Source organism: Lysinibacillus sp. FSL M8-0355, from assembly GCF_038008985.1.
Taxonomy (GTDB): Bacteria; Bacillota; Bacilli; order Bacillales_A; family Planococcaceae; genus Lysinibacillus; species Lysinibacillus fusiformis_D.
On record NZ_JBBPAI010000001.1, the window covers coordinates 4789132 to 4806988 of the forward strand.

The 17857-nt window shown below is 37.3% G+C and carries 14 protein-coding genes and 1 pseudogene; 2 read left to right on the forward strand and 13 right to left on the reverse strand.

The features are described from left to right. Positions 1 to 30: 30 nt before the first annotated feature. From MKY46_RS23495 to MKY46_RS23525, 7 genes are all read right to left on the reverse strand, one after another. Positions 31 to 1329, reverse strand: a complete 1299-nt coding sequence (locus MKY46_RS23495; RefSeq protein WP_036119381.1) for a S1C family serine protease — start codon at positions 1327 to 1329, stop codon at positions 31 to 33. 166 nt (positions 1330 to 1495) lie between these two features. Next, positions 1496 to 2284, reverse strand: a complete 789-nt coding sequence (locus MKY46_RS23500) for an MBL fold metallo-hydrolase (protein ID WP_036119378.1) — start codon at positions 2282 to 2284, stop codon at positions 1496 to 1498. Then, complete coding sequence (locus tag MKY46_RS23505; protein ID WP_036119375.1) at positions 2284 to 3105, reverse strand: two-component system regulatory protein YycI; 822 nt, start codon at positions 3103 to 3105, stop codon at positions 2284 to 2286. The genes MKY46_RS23500 and MKY46_RS23505 overlap by 1 nt, the downstream gene beginning before the upstream one ends. After that, positions 3092 to 4417, reverse strand: a complete 1326-nt coding sequence (locus MKY46_RS23510; RefSeq protein ID WP_170829855.1) for a YycH family regulatory protein — start codon at positions 4415 to 4417, stop codon at positions 3092 to 3094. The genes MKY46_RS23505 and MKY46_RS23510 overlap by 14 nt, the downstream gene beginning before the upstream one ends. Continuing rightward, positions 4414 to 6279, reverse strand: a complete 1866-nt coding sequence (gene walK / locus MKY46_RS23515) for a cell wall metabolism sensor histidine kinase WalK (RefSeq protein WP_058844079.1) — start codon at positions 6277 to 6279, stop codon at positions 4414 to 4416. The genes MKY46_RS23510 and walK overlap by 4 nt, the downstream gene beginning before the upstream one ends. Before the next feature lie 5 nt (positions 6280 to 6284). Next, on the reverse strand, positions 6285 to 6998 hold the full coding sequence (gene yycF, locus MKY46_RS23520; RefSeq protein ID WP_036077923.1) for a response regulator YycF: 714 nt from the start codon (positions 6996 to 6998) through the stop codon (positions 6285 to 6287). Positions 6999 to 7212: 214 nt separating this feature from the next. Continuing rightward, positions 7213 to 8676 (reverse strand): M23 family metallopeptidase, encoded by a 1464-nt coding sequence (locus MKY46_RS23525; protein ID WP_036119366.1) that lies wholly within the window; start codon positions 8674 to 8676, stop codon positions 7213 to 7215. A gap of 427 nt (positions 8677 to 9103) precedes the next feature. Here MKY46_RS23525 and MKY46_RS23530 point away from each other — a divergent pair, with 427 nt between their 5' ends. Then, positions 9104 to 9943 carry a YitT family protein gene (locus tag MKY46_RS23530; RefSeq protein ID WP_423791722.1) on the forward strand — a complete coding sequence of 280 codons (840 nt, stop codon included), beginning with the start codon at positions 9104 to 9106 and terminating at the stop codon, positions 9941 to 9943. A gap of 49 nt (positions 9944 to 9992) precedes the next feature. Here the strand turns inward: MKY46_RS23530 and MKY46_RS23535 are convergent, their stop codons facing one another. From MKY46_RS23535 to MKY46_RS23560, 6 genes and pseudogenes are all read right to left on the reverse strand, one after another. Then, positions 9993 to 11282 (reverse strand): adenylosuccinate synthase, encoded by a 1290-nt coding sequence (locus MKY46_RS23535; protein WP_036119360.1) that lies wholly within the window; start codon positions 11280 to 11282, stop codon positions 9993 to 9995. 236 nt (positions 11283 to 11518) lie between these two features. After that, positions 11519 to 12880, reverse strand: a complete 1362-nt coding sequence (gene dnaB / locus MKY46_RS23540) for a replicative DNA helicase (RefSeq protein WP_036119357.1) — start codon at positions 12878 to 12880, stop codon at positions 11519 to 11521. Between the two features lie 13 nt (positions 12881 to 12893). Beyond that, complete coding sequence (gene rplI / locus MKY46_RS23545; RefSeq protein ID WP_036119355.1) at positions 12894 to 13340, reverse strand: 50S ribosomal protein L9; 447 nt, start codon at positions 13338 to 13340, stop codon at positions 12894 to 12896. After that, on the reverse strand, positions 13340 to 15310 hold the full coding sequence (locus MKY46_RS23550; protein ID WP_036119352.1) for a DHH family phosphoesterase: 1971 nt from the start codon (positions 15308 to 15310) through the stop codon (positions 13340 to 13342). Before MKY46_RS23550 ends, rplI begins: the two co-directional genes overlap by 1 nt. 13 nt (positions 15311 to 15323) lie before the next feature. Continuing rightward, on the reverse strand, positions 15324 to 16265 hold the full coding sequence (locus MKY46_RS23555; RefSeq protein WP_036119349.1) for a YybS family protein: 942 nt from the start codon (positions 16263 to 16265) through the stop codon (positions 15324 to 15326). Positions 16266 to 16684: 419 nt separating this feature from the next. Further along, positions 16685 to 16789: pseudogene (locus MKY46_RS23560) on the reverse strand (30S ribosomal protein S18); the annotation flags it as partial. Between the two features lie 368 nt (positions 16790 to 17157). On the opposite strand from MKY46_RS23560, the gene MKY46_RS23565 reads away from it, so the two are divergent. Next, positions 17158 to 17856, forward strand: coding sequence for a hypothetical protein (locus tag MKY46_RS23565; RefSeq protein WP_051891593.1), 699 nt, complete (start codon positions 17158 to 17160; stop codon positions 17854 to 17856). Position 17857 lies beyond the last annotated feature (1 nt).

A 17857-nucleotide genomic window follows, 5' to 3' on the forward strand; every position in this document is an offset into this window, starting at 1 on the left:
TTGTTAGATCTCCATCGCTCTTCATATTCTTTACAATGTATTACCGTTTGTTAATGTTAGTGATAGCTCGACTAATTTACCTTGACGGTAAACTTTTAATGTTAGTTTATCACCAATTTTTTTCTCATTATATAAATGCTTGCGTAAATCAATAGTTGTTTCGATCTTTTGACCATCCATTTCCACAATAACATCATATTGTTGAACACCTGCTTTTGATGCAGCTGAGTTATTCATGACATCTGTTACAACAACACCTGTTGTCACCTCTGCAGGTAATTTTAATGTTTGTTGCTGATAGAATGATGGGACATCTGTTAGATCTGCTAGTGACACTCCCATTGTTGGACGTTTCATTTCACCATTTTTCTCTAATTCCTCGATAATTGGAATAGCTGAATTAATGGGAATAGAGAATCCTAAACCTTCCACGGAGGATTGAGCGATTTTCATGGAGTTAATCCCTACTAATTCTCCAGCTAAGTTGACAAGGGCTCCACCACTATTTCCTGGGTTAATCGCAGCATCTGTTTGTAATACTTCTTGTTGCCAATCTTCCGTACCATCACCATTTAAGTCTACTGGTACAGAACGGTCTTTCCCAGAAACTACACCTGTTGTAACTGAGCCGTAGAAATCTAAGCCAAGGGGATTCCCAATTGCAATAACTGTTTCGCCTTGTTTTAATACATCAGAATTACCGAATGTCGCAACTGTTTTTACATTTTTAGCGCTAATAGAAATAACAGCAAGGTCTGTCCAAACATCATGACCTACTAATTGAGCTGGTTCTTTCGTTCCGTCTGGCATTGTGACCTCTAACTGTTTTGCACCTTCAATCACATGGTTGTTTGTGACGATAAAGGCTTTATCTCCTTCAATTTTATAAACAACACCTGAACCGCTTCCTGCTTCTTTTGTCGTTGTTGATGGTGGACTCCAAAAACCTCCACTCGTTATTTCTTGAATATTCGTAATACCCACAACGGCTGCTGAAGCTTTATCTACTGCGGATGTCACATCGGTTGTTATCTCTGTCGCAACTTGGTTTATCGTTGTGTTATTTTTTCCTGTACCACTTGATGTTGTCCCAGGCATTTGATTGACTAGTCCAGGTAACATAAGCCATACAAGTAAAGCACCTATAATCACACCGATAAGACCACTAAAGAAATAGCCTCCCTTTCCTCCGCCACCGCCTTTCTTTTTATGCCGCTTGGCTTGCATTTCTTGCTCCTCACGCTCTAATCTTTCTTGAAGAGGTGATTTCGGTACTTCATCATTTTTTAAGAAATCACTGTTTTTATCATCATCTTGGAAATAACTCAAGTTCCTCATCCTTTCCTTTAGTGCTATTTGTTAATTGTTACCCTAATCTTACAATTCAAACATTAAAATCAGATGAAAAACAAATAAAATGGGCATAAAAATAGCTGCCCAAAGCATTTTTTTAAATGCCTTGAACAGCTCCAAGTTTTGCCTAAATAGCTTATGATTAAACCGTGACTAATTTTGTTGGTTCTTCTGCATCTGTATCAAAGAGATGAACATGCTCACCGACAAGGATGCCACAAGATTGCAAAGTTTGAGAGACACTCATGCGTGCCAACTCTTTCATATTATTATCTTTACTTAAATGCGAAAGATAAATATTGGTCGTCTTATCAAATACAACTTCACTCATTGCGATAGCTGCATCCTCATTAGACACATGTCCTACATCACTTAATATACGACGTTTAATGGACCAAGGATAACGTCCCATTTGAAGCATGTTGACATCATGATTACTTTCAAAAACAAAGGAATCTGCTCCACGGATAATCCCTTTCATACGATCACTGACATAGCCGGTATCTGTAATAATGACCAGCTTGCGATCATTCTCATGGAAAGTGTAGAACATTGGATCTGCTGCATCATGTGAAACGGCAAAGGACTCAACAGCTAAAGAACCAAAATACTTCACTGTATCCATTTCAAATTCAAAACGCTGTTCTACAGGAATATCACCAACTAGCCCATCCATTGCCTGCCATGTTTTGGCGTTTGCATAAATTGGTACACTATATTTTCGTGCCAGTACACCAATTCCCTTAATATGATCACTATGCTCATGTGTAACAAAAATGCCACTAAGCTGCTTCATATTACGGTCGATTTTTGTAAAGAGCTGCTCCATCTTTTTCCCACTAAGTCCCGCATCGACAATAAAAGCATGGTCGTCATTCTCTACATAAATCGAATTTCCTGTACTGCCACTTGCTAAAACACTAAATCGCATTATTCAACTCCCCAGTCTTCTTCTCCGCTCTCCTGCTTGTCCTCCTGGATTTCAATGACTTTACCTTCTACTGCATTGACAAAGTACTCCTCTTTTCCTCCATCAGGTAATTTCACTTGAACCTCCCACGTTGGCACCAGTACCTGTGTACGCGTTAATTTAACGAGCGTGGAGTAACCTAACTTCATTTGTGTAATGCGCGAGTCTGGTTTGAGCGGTCCTTTTGCATACAATGTTTGAATAATTTGAAGTGGTGGAATAACCGTTTCCTGCTGCTCCATTTCTTCAATATTATCAATCATTGTTTGTTCATACATTATTACTTCGTCATTTGTATTCCATTTTATTTTTAATGAACCATTATAATAGAACATTCGATTATTCGTCTTTTGGAAAAAAACAGCGACGCGTTCTTCTCGATCTATTTTCCATAAAGCATACGATGCTCCTTCATTGACATTGGCTAGAACAAAATCTGTAAAGCTTGCATCATCATTCACATTACGTAATTTAACAGGCTTCATGAAAATAGCACGAGCCTTTGTATTGTCATCCGTAGGGGTGACCTGTTGATTAGTATCTTTAAATTCAGCCTTTGTGAATTTATGTACTTGGGCTGTAATATAAGAGGCCGATTCAATATTATTTGGTAATGAGCCATACGTAATATTATCATCTTTTAAACGAGCTTCGATCGTTTTTTCACCAGGTACTTCAATATCTTTTGCTTCATTATAGCGATTTACATAAAGTGTATATAAGAAGATGTTGAGAATTAAAAAAACGAATATAAAAATAGATTTTGTTCTATTCCAATCCATTTTTAACACCTCCTAAAACTTCAGGCGTCAGTTTAATCCATGTACCATTACGAATAACAAACCAACAAGGTTCAAATGTAAAGATATTCAGTTCTTGATTTTGCGTTAAATAATAGCCCAATACAAGTTCCTCAATATCTGATAAGGCAATGTTATTAGCATTTTTTAATCTCTCAGCAATCTCTGTACCAGAAGGTAGTTCTTTAATTTCCTTCTCTGCTTCAATATCCATATCTAATGAAAAGTATGGACGCTTATAATGGAAAATCCGGCTATCTCCCCAAATTGTCGTCATTCGAGTAATGACATGATTGCTATAGACAGGTAAACCTTGTAAGTATAATTGATAATCCATTTGATTTTTATTGATGCTCGTTGAAGCATAACGAAAATCTGCTGTAAATCCTCCATGTTCATTGATAAATTCAAAGCTATCTTTAAGAAGCTTCGATGGCTCAATTCGTATACTGCTTTCTGCCGCTGGATAAACATAGTTTAATGATTTGAGATTTGTGTCTAATGTCATTAAGGACATACCATCTGTATATTTTTCAGAGGATGCACTTTCAACATTACGCTGGACAATATTTGGTTCTGGGAATAACACATTTTTAAATAATTCTGGTGTGATTTCTTCAATATAGTACGTAAATTTTACAGATTCCATTTTATTACTAGCTACATAAAGAGATGTCTGGCCTTCGCGCTCAACTTCTTTAAAAGCTTCATATTTTTTCGCAGGCTCTATGACTTCTTTGATAAACTGATTTACGTTTGGCACACTGACATGTGAACGGAATAATGATTGGTTATTGCTGCTAATATAATAAAGCATTAGATCCTTGCTATTATAATTACTCCAATCGATAATCATACGATTGAACGTTGTTTCGGGTAATTCCTTGTCCGTAAACTGAAAGATCGTATTAAAGGCTGAAAACGGAATTTCACCAGTAAAGAAGATGGTCATCCGATTATCTGCACTAATAATTTGATTCACATAGTTTGGAGATAGATTATTGTTAACAGGTACTAGGTCAAGAATATTCCAGCCTTTAAAAGTCTTCATCATATCTTTCATTGCAGCATTAGATACTGTACCTGTAAATTCTTCATCGGAACGGAAAATAGCCTTATACGGACGAATAATATCCTCCATATCCTTTTGTGGCTTAATGAGAATTTCCTCTCCTGTTGTTTTTTCAATAAATTTATAATCAGGTGTGTAGGTCCAAATCAAAAAAGTTAAGACCACACTTAACATGACAAGTAGAAATAATACAACAGATTTAACTGGCTCTATATATTTCATTCCCACTCACCTGCCTCACCAAATTCATCTGCATCATATGGTAATGTGAAGAAAATCGTTGTACCGTGTCCTTCCTCACTTTCAGCCCAAATCTTCCCACCGTGAGCTTCAATCATTTCCCGCGCAATAGCTAATCCTAAGCCTGTTCCTCCCATAGAACGAGCACGTGCACGATCCACACGATAGAAACGATCGAAAATACGCCCTACATTTTCTTTAGGAATACCCATGCCATCATCAGAAATCATGACCTTCAGCATGTCCTCTTGTCCAGTAAAGCCAAAGCGAATATTACCGCCATCTGGTGAATATTTAATGGCATTCGAAATGATATTATCGATGACTTGTGTCACCTTATCCGTATCAATTTCTACATAGAAGGATGTTTCAGGGAATAATCGTTCAAACTGGACTTTATCCGATTTAGACATTTCAAATCGGTCGATAATACGGTTAAAGAATGAATTGAATAACACAATATCTTTATTCAACTCATAATCCGAACTATCCATTCTTGATAATTGTAATAAATCATTCACTAGACGAATCATTCGCTCTGTTTCAGTTTGTGTCACATTTAAAAATGTCGGAGCAATATTTTCATCTTTCCATGCCCCATCTGCTAGTGCCTCTAAATAACTATTCATCGTTGTTAGCGGCGTTCTTAACTCATGTGATACATTCGATACAAATTCTCGACGATCCATTTCAATCTTTTCCTGCTCTGTTATATCGTGCAGTACAGTAATTAAACCGTTAATAAAACCAGTCTCTTTTTGAATAACAGAGAAATTAGCACGAAGTATATAGGGTGCATCGGCTGTACTAAAGTTTAAATTGATCGCATCATTCATATGAATTAAGTCTTCAAAGCCATATTCCTGATCAATTCCCAATACAGAGGCGATAGGACGCCCTAATGTAATATCTCTTGAAATATGCAGTAATTCTAGTGCAGGGTCATTAATCAGAATTATACGTCCTTTGCGATCGGTCGCGATAACGCCATCTGTCATATTAGTCAGAACCGAATCTAGCTTTCGACGTTCGGCTTCTGTTGTCGATTGTGCTTCTTGTAAACGATTGGTTAAATGATTAAAGGTAATGGCTAGCTGTCCTATTTCATCCGTACCGTATACTCGTACTTTCCGAGAATAGTTCCCCTTTGCCATCGCCTGAGCCTGCTTTCGCATATCAGCAATTGGCTGTGTAATCGTTCGTGCAACAAGAATACCTAAGAAGATGGTAATAACTAAGGACATAGCCGTACCACCAAGGAAAATTCGGTTAATGTCATTCATTTGTTCAAAAACGGATTCAATATTAGCTTCAATATAGAGAACACCGATAATTTCATCGTCTGGTCCTGCACCAGCTCTAATCGGATTCGCTAATACCCACACTCGATTTCTCGTTTTATTGTCTAGTTTAATGATGTCAAAGAGTGTTTCAGCAGATATGGCTCGACGCACTAGATCCGTATTAGAACGTTGTCCGATTAAATTTTGATTTTCAAGCTCCGATGTGGCAAGAATTCTTTGTCTATCATCAATAACACGAATTTCTAAAATATCTCCATTCGAAACATCCTTTAAACCAGTAGAAAACTCCATCACAATGGATTTTAGACTTTCTTCTAATTTAGGCATGCTTTCATCGCGTTCCTTTAATATTTCTTCACGAATACTATATTGCATCAAGTCGACACGCTGAAAAATGGAATCTTGGAAGTTGCTCTTCAAATTTCGTTCTAATTCACGAGCGAAATAGATACCGATAATTTGTAAGGCAAGCAATATTAATAAAATATAAATCAGCACTAGTTTGACATGAATGGATTTAAAGAAGCTCACTTTCTGCATTCCTATTACTCCTGTTCAGGATTTCGTAAATAATAACCTACACCACGTCGTGTGACGATCCAAGCGGGATGACTAGGATTATCCTCAATTTTTTCCCGTAAACGACGAATTGTTACGTCAACTGTTCGTACATCACCAAAGTAATCATAGCCCCATACTGTTTGTAGTAAGTGCTCTCGTGTCATGACCTGACCAATATGTTTTCCTAAATAATGAAGTAATTCAAATTCACGATGTGTCAGTTCAATTGCTTCATCACGCTTCATTACTAAATAAGCATCTGGTTGGATAACAAGAGATCCCACAACAATCTCATTAGACTCTTCCTCAGCCTCTTCTGCTGCAGGAGCAACAACTTGTAGACGGCGCATATTAGCCTTCACACGTGCAATCAGCTCTCGTGTACTAAATGGCTTTGTGACATAATCATCTGCGCCCATCTCTAATCCTAATACTTTATCAATCTCAGAGCCCTTAGCAGTTAGCATAATAATAGGGAAATCGTATTTTTTACGTACTTCTCTACACACTTCCATTCCATCGCGCTTTGGTAGCATGATATCTAAAAGCATTAAATCTGGTTGCTCTTCCTCTACTTTTTTTAATGCCTCATCACCATCATAAGCACAAATAACTTTATAGCCTTCTTTTATCAAATTAAATTGCAAAATATCTGCGATTGGTTTTTCATCGTCAACAACTAAAATGGTTTTGTTCATTCATTCTCTCCCTTTCGCTTTTTATCTATTCTTAAACAATGTGTATTTGTAAATTCACTACTCTTAACTCTATCATGCTTTCGAGTTCTATGCATTAATCGATATTCAATCCATCTTATACTGTGACAGAAAATGATATATTCCAACAATTATTTCTCGGGAAATAATTGAAAAAAGACAGCCCACCATTTGGACTGCCTTCTATTCCACATGTTTATCGACCTACATAAGATAACGGATTCTCTAATGAACCGTTCTTTTCAACTTCAAAGTGTAAATGTGTACCTGTCGAATTTCCAGTAGAACCCATTATTCCAATTATAGAACCCTTTTCCACTACTTGGCCCACTTCAACATTAATTGAAGATAGGTGCCCATAAAGTGTCGTATAGCCATTATTGTGATTGATAACAATGCGATTACCATAGCTGCCTGAAGTACCAGCTGCAACAACTACGCCATTATCAGCAGCTAAAATATTGTAGTTACTTGGACGAGCGATATCTATACCTCGATGGAAGGCCCCCCAACGCTCACCCATGCCACTTGAAATATAGCCTCCTACTGCTGGCCATGCAAATTCACCAGTTCCTCGTGAAGAAATTACCTTTGTACCAACTACTTCAATTTGATCTACTGGTTGTTGAATAACTTTTTCTGCTAATGCAACTTTTGAAGTTTGTGCTCCATTTTCAGACGTTAATGCATAGGTTGTTTCTTTTTTTCCATTAGCGCCTTCTTGTTTAATTACTTTTTCGCCTTTATACATTGTAGGGTCTTCTTTGACCACTTTTTTAAATGGAATTTCATCTGCAACTTTCTTTTCTTTTTTTACTTCAAGTGTTACAAACGGTTTTGCCACTGTAACATTTAGTGCTTGTCCAATTTGTAAAACTGTATCCACTGTAATGTCAGGATTCAATGCTAATAGTTCGCTTGTTGTTAAATTGTGTTTTTTAGCAACCGACCCTAACACATCACCTGATTGAATGTTATATGTCTCTTGCTCAAGATAGCCTGTCATTAAATATTTTACCGCTTGCTCAGGCGATACAATTTCAGTCGGTGTAACTTTTTGCGACAATCCCGAAACTCCCTGTTTAAACGAAATATCTAATAGACGAGATTCACCATTTTGTAATTCAGGTAAATTGTTAATAGCTTGCTGGGTTTCAGCAAGTTTATCTAATTCTTGCTGAGAAACATATTGTAGCTTTAACAATTGGACAGTCTTTTCATAAGCCTCTGTATTCTCTAATGATACAACCGGTTTATGATCAACTAATAATGTAAAAGCATCGGATTTTGCTACTAAAGATTGCTCAAGTTTGGATAACGTTTCCGCATCTTTTGTTTCATTCGCAAATACTTGCTCTGGGATTATTGTAACAGCTGAACTAGCATCAATCGATAATCCTTTGAATTGCTGACTCGCTACTTTTTCCTTTGAGGCAATAATTTCTTGAATAGCTTTCTCATCAGATACTGCACCAATATATTCATTTCCCACATAAACGTGGAAAATTTTATTTAAGTTTTCTTTATTATATTCCTTAGCAAAACCCATATTAATCGTTAGGCTGGTCATTAAAACTGCAACGATTGAAGCCTTTTTAAAAGAAGAAAAATTGTAGGTGAATCTATTGTTTTCTTCTTTTCTTTTCCAAAACGAATTCATCAATAAAGCCCCTTCCAACTTTACCCTATAGTAGGATGATTTACCCACAAGGATTTTTTGCACCCTTATAATTTACCATAAAGAAAATGGCGTTTGAATGATTTCACCCTTTTGTAATGTAAATGTATTATTTATCTACTAATTGTTACATAGAATAAATTTTATATAGTTAGTAATGACTGTATTTTTATTCATATATTAGGTTATAAAAAACACCTGCCTATAGAAGGATAAAATAAACTATATTGAGCCATTGGTATATTAATCTCTAAATTTTTTCAAGTGAATTTCGACTTAATACTTTTTACTTTTTTAATATTCCGATAAACTATAAAAGAAAATACATTATTTGATTGGAGCGATTAAATTGAGTGATTCACAAACCTCTGAGATCTCAACAAAAATGTTGAGAATGCAGAAAAATAATATGCGTAAAATTTTTCTTAGGATTATTATGGTTCCGCTAGGTGCAATAATAATGGCATTGGGCTTGGAGCTATTTTTAGTACCTAACCACATCATGGATGGAGGCATCGTAGGCGTTTCCATTATCACATCTCATTTATTAAATTTACCCCTTGGTATTTTCATCTTCATTTTAAACTTACCTTTTATTTTTTTAGGCTATAAACAAATTGGGAAAACCTTTGCTATTTCTACAGGGCTCGGTATTACTGTACTCTCGTTAGCAACACTTGCCTTACATAACATACATCCATTTACGGAAGACACACTATTGGCTACAGTTTTTGGTGGAATGATTTTAGGCGTTGGTGTCGGTATTGTCATTCGTTATGGTGGTTCATTGGATGGAACTGAAATATTAGCCATCTTATTTAATAGCAAGACACCGTTTTCAGTCGGGGAAATCATTATGATCTTCAACGTCATTATTTTTGCAGTGGCAGGTTTTGTTTTTAATTGGGAGCAGGCCATGTACTCCATCATTGCATACTATATTGCCTATAAAATGATTGATATTGTTATTCAAGGATTAGAAGAATCAAAATCGGTTTATATCATAAGTGATGAAATTGATGAAATTGGACAAACGATTATGGATCGACTTGGTCGTGGTGTTACCTTCCTTCATGGGGAGGGGGCTTATACGGGGAATGATAAGAAAGTTATCTTTACCGTTATTACTCGTTTAGAAGAAGCGAAGTTAAAATCAATTGTTGCAGAAATTGATGACAATGCATTTTTAGCCATCGGTAATATCGCCGAGGTAAAAGGCGGTCGCTTTAAGAAAAGGGATATTCACTAAAAATGGGCGTACCTCATATGGCACGCCCATTTCAATTTATTTTACTTTATTAGGCTTCCCAAACATCCACTAAAACATTTGTTTGCTCACGAGCAGGTCCCACTGAGAAAGTAGCAATTTGAATGCCAGTTAACTCACTGATGCGCTCTACATAGCGTCGTGCGTTTTCAGGTAGCTCTTCTAAAGTGCGGCAGCTCGTTACATCCTCTGACCAGCCTGGAAGCTCTTCATAGATCGGCTCACATTGTTCAATAATATGAAGATTTGCTGGATACTCCGTAATTGTTTCACCTTTATAGTTATATGCTGTACAGATTTTTACTGTTTCTAAACCAGATAAAACGTCAATAGAGTTAAGTGCAAGATGTGTAATTCCACTTACACGACGTGAGTGACGAACAACGACTGTATCGAACCAACCTACACGACGTGGACGACCTGTTGTTGTACCGTATTCGCGACCAACCTCACGAATTTGTTGACCCACTTCATCAAATAATTCTGTTGGGAAAGGACCATCTCCTACACGAGATGTATAGGCCTTCGATACGCCAATAACACTTGTCACACGTGATGGACCAACACCTGCTCCAATCGCTACACCACCTGCAACTGGATTTGAAGATGTTACATATGGATACGTACCTTGATCGACATCAAGTAAAATTCCTTGTGCACCTTCAAACAACACTTTGCCGCCTTCATCAAGGACATCATTTAAGATTTTAGATGTATCTGCTACATATTTTGCGATTTCTTGTCCATAGCCATAGTATTCCTCGAAAATTTCTTCGAATGTTACGCCTTCAACTTCATAGAATTTCTCAAATAATTTATTTTTAATGGCTAAATTATGACGTAGTTTTTCTTCAAAGATTTCCTTATCAAGTAAATCAGCCATACGGATTCCAATACGCGCTACTTTATCTTGATAGCAAGGTCCAATCCCTTTACAAGTTGTGCCGATTTTATTATCGCCACGACTTTCTTCATCTGCAATATCTTGCTTAATATGATAAGGCAAAATAACATGTGCACGATTAGAAATACGTAGATTATCTGTATTAATGCCGCGCTCCTGTAAACCTTTAAGCTCTGTTACTAATGACTTTGGATTGACAACTAATCCATTACCAATTACTGAAGTTTTTTCTTTATAGAAGATCCCTGATGGAATTAAATGTAGTTTGTATGTTTCACCATCAATTTTAATGGTATGTCCTGCATTATCTCCACCTGCAAAGCGAGCGATTGCATCGGCTTTTTGCGAAAGGAAATCTGTAATTTTACCTTTCCCTTCGTCTCCCCACTGTGTTCCTACAACTACTACTGATGTCATAATCAGCACCTCCGTTAGATACCTTTGTATCTCAATTTTCAAGCCTCAATCATTGTAACAATGATAGAAACGCCCCGTCAATAAAAAACAGTGAAAAAACACGAACATAAAATCAAAAAATCTGATTCAACGTTCGTGTTTAATAACAGAATGATATGAATATTATCGAACATTCAGATTAATTTAATCTATGGGTAATATTGCATTACTTAAGAGGCAACTTATCTGAATAACGACTAATCACGTGGCGGTGGTGGTGGCATTTGAGACCAATCCACATTAATGAACTTATTGAATTCCTTTTTAAAGGCCAGTGTAACGGTTCCTGTTGGACCATTACGCTGTTTTGCAATAATAATTTCGATCATATTTTTACTCTCAGATTCTTTATCGTAATAGTCATCACGATATAAAAAGGCAACAATATCAGCATCTTGCTCAATACTTCCCGATTCACGTAAGTCACTCATCATTGGTCGTTTATCCTGTCGCTGCTCAACCCCACGAGATAGCTGTGATAGTGCAATAACAGGAACCTTTAATTCACGGGCTAGTCCCTTTAAGGAACGTGAAATCTCCGATACTTCTTGCTGACGGTTTTCTCCCGGTTTGCCACTACCTTGAATTAACTGTAAATAATCGATTAAGATCATTCCGAGTCCATTTTCCTGTGCTAAACGTCGACATTTCGCACGAATTTCATTGATTCGTACACCTGGTGTATCATCAATAAAAATTCCCGAATTCGATAAACTACCCATTGCCATAGTTAGTTTACCCCAATCATCCGTAGTTAAAGCACCTGTACGTAAAACTTGTGCATCAATATTGCCTTCTGCGCAAAGCATACGCATGACAAGTTGCTCTGCACCCATCTCTAAAGAAAATATTGCCACATTCTCACGCGCTTGTACGGCGACACTTTGCGCCACATTCAACGCAAAGGCCGTTTTCCCTACAGAAGGACGTGCTGCTACAATAATTAAATCATTGCGCTGGAAGCCCGCCGTAATATTGTCTAAATCACGGAAGCCTGTCGGTATACCCGTTACATCTCCCTTTTGTGATTGAAGTTTCTCAATATTATCGAATGTTTCCACTAGCACATCTTTAACATGCTTAAAGTCACCAGCATTCTTTCGATTGGCAACCTCCATCATTTTCTTCTCTGCTTCGCCTAATAATGCCTCTACCTCGTCCTCACGTGTGTAGCCGTCCTCAACGATTTTCGTAGCTACACGAATCAATCGACGTAATAGCGCCTTTTCCTCAACGATTTTGGCGTAATGTGCGACATTAGCAGCTGTAGGGACAGCATTGGCGAGCTCTAGTAAATAAGATAGCCCGCCAACATCTTCAATCTCTTTTTTAGCTGATAACTCTTCTGTAACTGTTACAACATCTATCGCTTTTCCTTGATCACTCAAGCGTAGCATCGTTTCGAAAATTTTCTTATGGGCATTTAAATAAAAATCATCCACCAATAAAATTTCTGATGCTGTTATTAACGCCTGTGGTTCAAGAAATATTGCACCGATAACCGATTGCTCCGCCTCCCGGTTATGCGGTGGAACGCGGTCCATCATCGGTTCACTCATGGATCGTCGCTCCTTATTCTTCCGTTACATGTACTTTTAACGTTGCTGATACTTCATGGTGCAATTTTACAGGAACATTTGTAAAGCCAAGAGCACGAATGCCATCAGGTAAAGTCATTTTACGTTTATCAATTTTAATGCCATGTACTTTTTGTAATGCATCAGCAATTTGCTTTGTTGATACTGAGCCGAATAAGCGGCCACCTTCACCTGATTTTGCTTTTACCTCAACTGTTAACGCTTCTAATTTCTCTTTTAATGCTTGTGCTTCAGCTAATTCAGCTGCTGCATTTTTAGCTTCTAATTTTTTTTGTCCATCTAATTGACTCAGTGCTTGAGCATTTGCTTCAGCAGCATAGCCATTTTTAATCAGGAAATTTTGTGCATAGCCATCAGCTACATTTTTAATTTCACCTTTTTTCCCTTTTCCTTTAACGTCTTTTAAAAATACTACTTTCATTAGTCAGAACTCCCTTCAAAGACCTCATTTATGGCCTCTTCTAAATGTTTTTTCACACCATCAATGGATTTAGCCTCTATTTGACAGGCAGCATTCGTTAAATGTCCACCGCCGCCAAGCCTTTCCATGATGAGCTGTACATTGACCTCCCCTAGAGATCGTGCACTTATACCAATTTTTCCATCTGCTCGATGTGCAATGACAAAGGATGCACTAACATCCTTCATGGTTAGTAAAATATCTGCTGTTTGTGCAATTAAAACAGAGTCATACACTTTCGATTCCTCTCCTACAGCAATAGCTACTCCAGGTTTTACAAATTGCACGGTTTGCACAATTTTGGAGCGCTCAATATAGGTGTCCACATCTTCTTTTAAAAGACGCTGCACCAATATTGTATCAGCACCATTCGTTCGTAAATAAGAAGCCGCTTCAAATGTACGTGCTCCTGTTCGAAGTGTAAAGCTTTTGGTATCGACAATAATGCCTGCCAGTAACGCAGTAGCCTCTAGCATATTGATCTTTGCACGCTTCGGCTGATATTCTAGTAACTCTGTCACTAACTCAGCCGTCGATGATGCATATGGTTCCATATAAACAAGTGTAGGATTTTCTATAAAGTCCTCACTTCGACGATGGTGGTCGATTACGACAACCTTTTCAGCTAGCTTCAATAAGTGTTCATCGATGACTAAATTCGGTTTATGAGTATCTACGATCACGAGCAATGATTTTTCTGTCATTTTCCCAGCAGCTTCCTCAGGTGTTAGGAAATTTTCATAGAAATCGGATTTACTCTCAATTTCATTCATGAGTCGTGTCACACTACCATTTAATTCATCAAAGTTTATAATGACATAGCCTTTTACATCATTCATCTGAGCCATTTTTCGTACACCGACAGATGCACCTATGGAATCCATATCAGGATTTTTATGTCCCATAACAAACACTTGGTCACTGTCTTGAATTAAATCACGCAATGCGTGTGAAATGACGCGAGCTCTAACTCGTGTACGCTTTTCAACTGGATTCGTTTTCCCACCGTAAAATTTAAGCTTTCCAGTAGGTTGTTTGATCGCCACTTGGTCACCGCCACGTCCTAATACAAGATCTAGACTCGATTGTGCCAATTCACCAAGCTCTACTAGTGATGATGATCCAGCCCCTACACCAATACTTAATGTTAATGATAAATTTTTCTGAGCTGTTTTTTCTCGAATAGTATCTAAAATAGCAAATTTTTTCTTTTCAAGCTCTGTTAAAATAGATTCGTTTAGTACCGCTAAAAAACGATCTGATGATATTCGTTTGACAAATACACCATGCTCAGCAGCCCATTCATTGACAATTGACGTAACCATCGTATTTGTTAAACTTCGTGGTTGGTCGTCCATAGCTTGTGTGATTTCATCATAATTGTCGACAAATAAGATAGCAATAACTGTACGATCTGCATAGTATTGCTTTTCAATGGCAATCTGTTCTGTTATATCAAAGAAGTATAGTAATCGTTCCTCTTTTTTATAATACACACGATATTTCCGATCACTTAGTGTAATCGTAGCCTCGTTTGTTTCCTCGGTCTTCATTAATACATAGATGTCGTCAGATATATCGACAATACCTTCTCCCACTAATGATTCCATATTTAAGATACCTTGCATATATGGATTCGACCATTCGATTTCATATTGCTCGTTAACGAGCAATATCCCGATAGGCATTTCAAGCAATGCCTCTTCGCCTACTTTTTTCATTCGGAAGGAAATGGATTCAATATGCTTTTCAGTTTCTTCAAAAGCAATCTTTTCTACCTTCCATGTGTAGGCCATTAATAAAATAAAACCTACCCCATAACCGATACCTATCCCGATATTCCAAATACATAGAAGCACGAACGTCACAATTCCAAATATGGAAAGAACAAAAAGCGGATAGCGAATTGGTCGTTTTCTAAAAGTCCCCATTACAATCAGCCCCTTATTCTTTAGTTTTCCCCTTTACAAGTGCACGTACGTCAAAACCTAAATCAACAATACCAAGTAAAATCATGAAGGATGATAACGGAATAGCTAATACGGTAGCTACCCATTTTACTCCCGTTGGCATGCCCTTTTTAGAAATGAAATAATGGATAAAAGATATCCCTTGTAGAATGAGTAAAATCCATAAAATATAAGAAACATTTAATACAATTATATCTAACGTGGAACCAGCCTCTGGACGCATAAACAGATTAATGCATAAAACAATCATGTAATACCATAAAATAGAGCGTGGTAATCTCATATTTTGGAACGGAGCAAACTTCGGTACATCTACTCCTAGTCGTTTTAAAGCTGGTAAATTTAACGTGATGATAATAAATGCAGCAAAAAATGCTGATATTGTTATCGTTGCAGGCATCGTCAGCTCGATTGTTTTAAGCATCGCCTCAAGCTGTTCTGGTTGTAAAGCTACTTGCCCCGTTACACTTTTTGCAAATTCATTAGATTGTTCATAATTTTTACGAACCATTTCTAAACTCATGCTAATGAAGTCAATTCCTGCAAGTTTTACATAGGCAAGATAAACCATTGCCATGGAGATTAGATTAGCAATCCCTGTTGACATAAATAAATAGAGCTTACTTTTCTTCAGATAAATTGCATTACCAATAATGACACCTAATAGCCCTAAAATAAAGGCAAACGGTAGCATGGTTATTCCACTCGTGATAGTGGTTAGGATACAGCCTACTATTGCGACGAGTATTGATGAGGAACGCTTGTAATTTGCACTATACCAAGCAATCGGTAGAGGAGCGAATAATAAAGCTACTATAAAGATGAATGGTACATATGCAGAAATCAGCATTAATATTGTAAAAAGTGCAACCATCATTGAGCCTTGTACAAGCGCTTTTGTTTGATTATTCGGCATTGAAAACCTTCCTTTTTTTCAGTCAAACTTACTACCCTTTATTGTACCATTTTTTCATAGTATTGAACAAAAATCACTTAGATCACTATATGCATTGCCATTAATTTTATCATTCTTGTTTAGTATTATTGCGCTTGCTTATAAAATACTTTGGTACATTACTGGTGCAAATTCAACGGTCCATGAAGAGAAAACGTATATTAGGCTTGAAAAAATGACTTTTACCTATAACAAAAAACCAGCATATACTGATTCGAATATCGTAATATGCTGGTTTTTAAGTTGATGTAAGGTCCGTTACCTTAACGTCATCAATCTTATTTATCTTCTGCTACGAATCCATGATACGAGATACTTTGATAGCTGAAGTTAATCTTAGCGCTAGTGCCAGTTACGCGACGTGGTAAAATTTTACCTCACTCAGAGATGGATTTTTTTAATAAATCCACATCTTTATAGTCGATGTGCGTAATATTGTTTGAAGTGCAGTAGCAAACTTTGCGGCCTCCGTGACGTGGTGCCATAGTATGTCTCCTTCTTACCATACAGTATGTAATCCTTGTGTATTCAATTGATAACACTATCAAACAAAAAATCATGTATAATCTGAGTTTTATTATTCTAGACCAATCCCTCCTTTCTTCTTTGTATTTTAAACACAAAAAGCCCTTGAGGGATAGAATCATGTTAGATACAGAATTAGGCAGAGCTATCCTGTATTTGATGCAATCTCAAGGGCTGTTAAGTGTTAATTGCACGAGTTATCAACTCAAAAAAATAATGTCTACTTTTTTGTTGCAGATAAATATATTAATTACCAAAAAGAAGGAAATTTAGATTTGGTGTAGAATTAATAATTTGTAACAAAATACTAAAAATGGGAGGTTTTATTATGTCAATGGCAAAAAAAATGTATTTGCCAGTATTAATGATCTTTACTATTTTTTGTTTAGGTTTGTCTCCAGCTAAAGATGTTTCTGTGCAAGCTGAGGATGCTCCGAGTATTGTTGTAGTTACCGGCAAACTTGCTAAGGAACTGCTTAATACAACGCTCCGTGCAGTCGAGAAGGGGAAAGTTGGGAATGTAGCTCCTGTGTCTGCATTTGATTTGGAAGGTTCGAGTGTGTACACTGTTGGTGGTGGAGTTACGGCGGTTACAGTTCCTTTGCATGGGGATTATAGCCTTCCTAGTAATATAACGGTATTCTTAGATGAGGATCATAATGTATTGCAGACAAATGAAATGCTGGTTACCCAGAATGAGCTAGGAAACTTCCAGGTTTCGACGTATTTGAATGGAACACTTGTTAAATCTCAGGATGCTGGGATTGCTTATATGACGGATGAAGAATTACTTGCAGAAGAGCCATCTATGATTCAACCGATGGGTATAGGAGCAGTGGCAAGTTGTCTTGGGGCAGTACTTGGTGTCGGTGGTACGGTGGCTTATATTATTGCCGTTGCGTGTGGCGGTTCGTGTGCAGCACCGACACCAGTAACTGCTCCAATCTGTGCTGCATGTATTGGAGCATATGCTGTTATTGGTGCAGGGGGTATTGCTGGAGCGGTAGCTTGTTTCAACTACCTGTGAG

Bases quoted from the DNA above. Each gene is read 5' to 3' on its own strand.
- MKY46_RS23500 (WP_036119378.1), bottom strand. From the start codon at position 2,284: ATGCGATTTAGTGTTTTAGCAAGTGGCAGTACAGGAAATTCGATTTAT.
- MKY46_RS23505 (WP_036119375.1), bottom strand. From the start codon at position 3,105: ATGGATTGGAATAGAACAAAATCTATTTTTATATTCGTTTTTTTAATT.
- MKY46_RS23510 (WP_170829855.1), bottom strand. From the start codon at position 4,417: ATGAAATATATAGAGCCAGTTAAATCTGTTGTATTATTTCTACTTGTC.
- walK (WP_058844079.1), bottom strand. From the start codon at position 6,279: ATGCAGAAAGTGAGCTTCTTTAAATCCATTCATGTCAAACTAGTGCTG.
- yycF (WP_036077923.1), bottom strand. From the start codon at position 6,998: ATGAACAAAACCATTTTAGTTGTTGACGATGAAAAACCAATCGCAGAT.
- MKY46_RS23525 (WP_036119366.1), bottom strand. From the start codon at position 8,676: ATGAATTCGTTTTGGAAAAGAAAAGAAGAAAACAATAGATTCACCTAC.
- MKY46_RS23530 (WP_423791722.1), top strand. From the start codon at position 9,104: ATGCGTAAAATTTTTCTTAGGATTATTATGGTTCCGCTAGGTGCAATA.
- MKY46_RS23535 (WP_036119360.1), bottom strand. From the start codon at position 11,282: ATGACATCAGTAGTAGTTGTAGGAACACAGTGGGGAGACGAAGGGAAA.
- dnaB (WP_036119357.1), bottom strand. From the start codon at position 12,880: ATGAGTGAACCGATGATGGACCGCGTTCCACCGCATAACCGGGAGGCG.
- rplI (WP_036119355.1), bottom strand. From the start codon at position 13,340: ATGAAAGTAGTATTTTTAAAAGACGTTAAAGGAAAAGGGAAAAAAGGT.
- MKY46_RS23550 (WP_036119352.1), bottom strand. From the start codon at position 15,310: ATGGGGACTTTTAGAAAACGACCAATTCGCTATCCGCTTTTTGTTCTT.
- MKY46_RS23555 (WP_036119349.1), bottom strand. From the start codon at position 16,265: ATGCCGAATAATCAAACAAAAGCGCTTGTACAAGGCTCAATGATGGTT.
- MKY46_RS23565 (WP_051891593.1), top strand. From the start codon at position 17,158: ATGTCAATGGCAAAAAAAATGTATTTGCCAGTATTAATGATCTTTACT.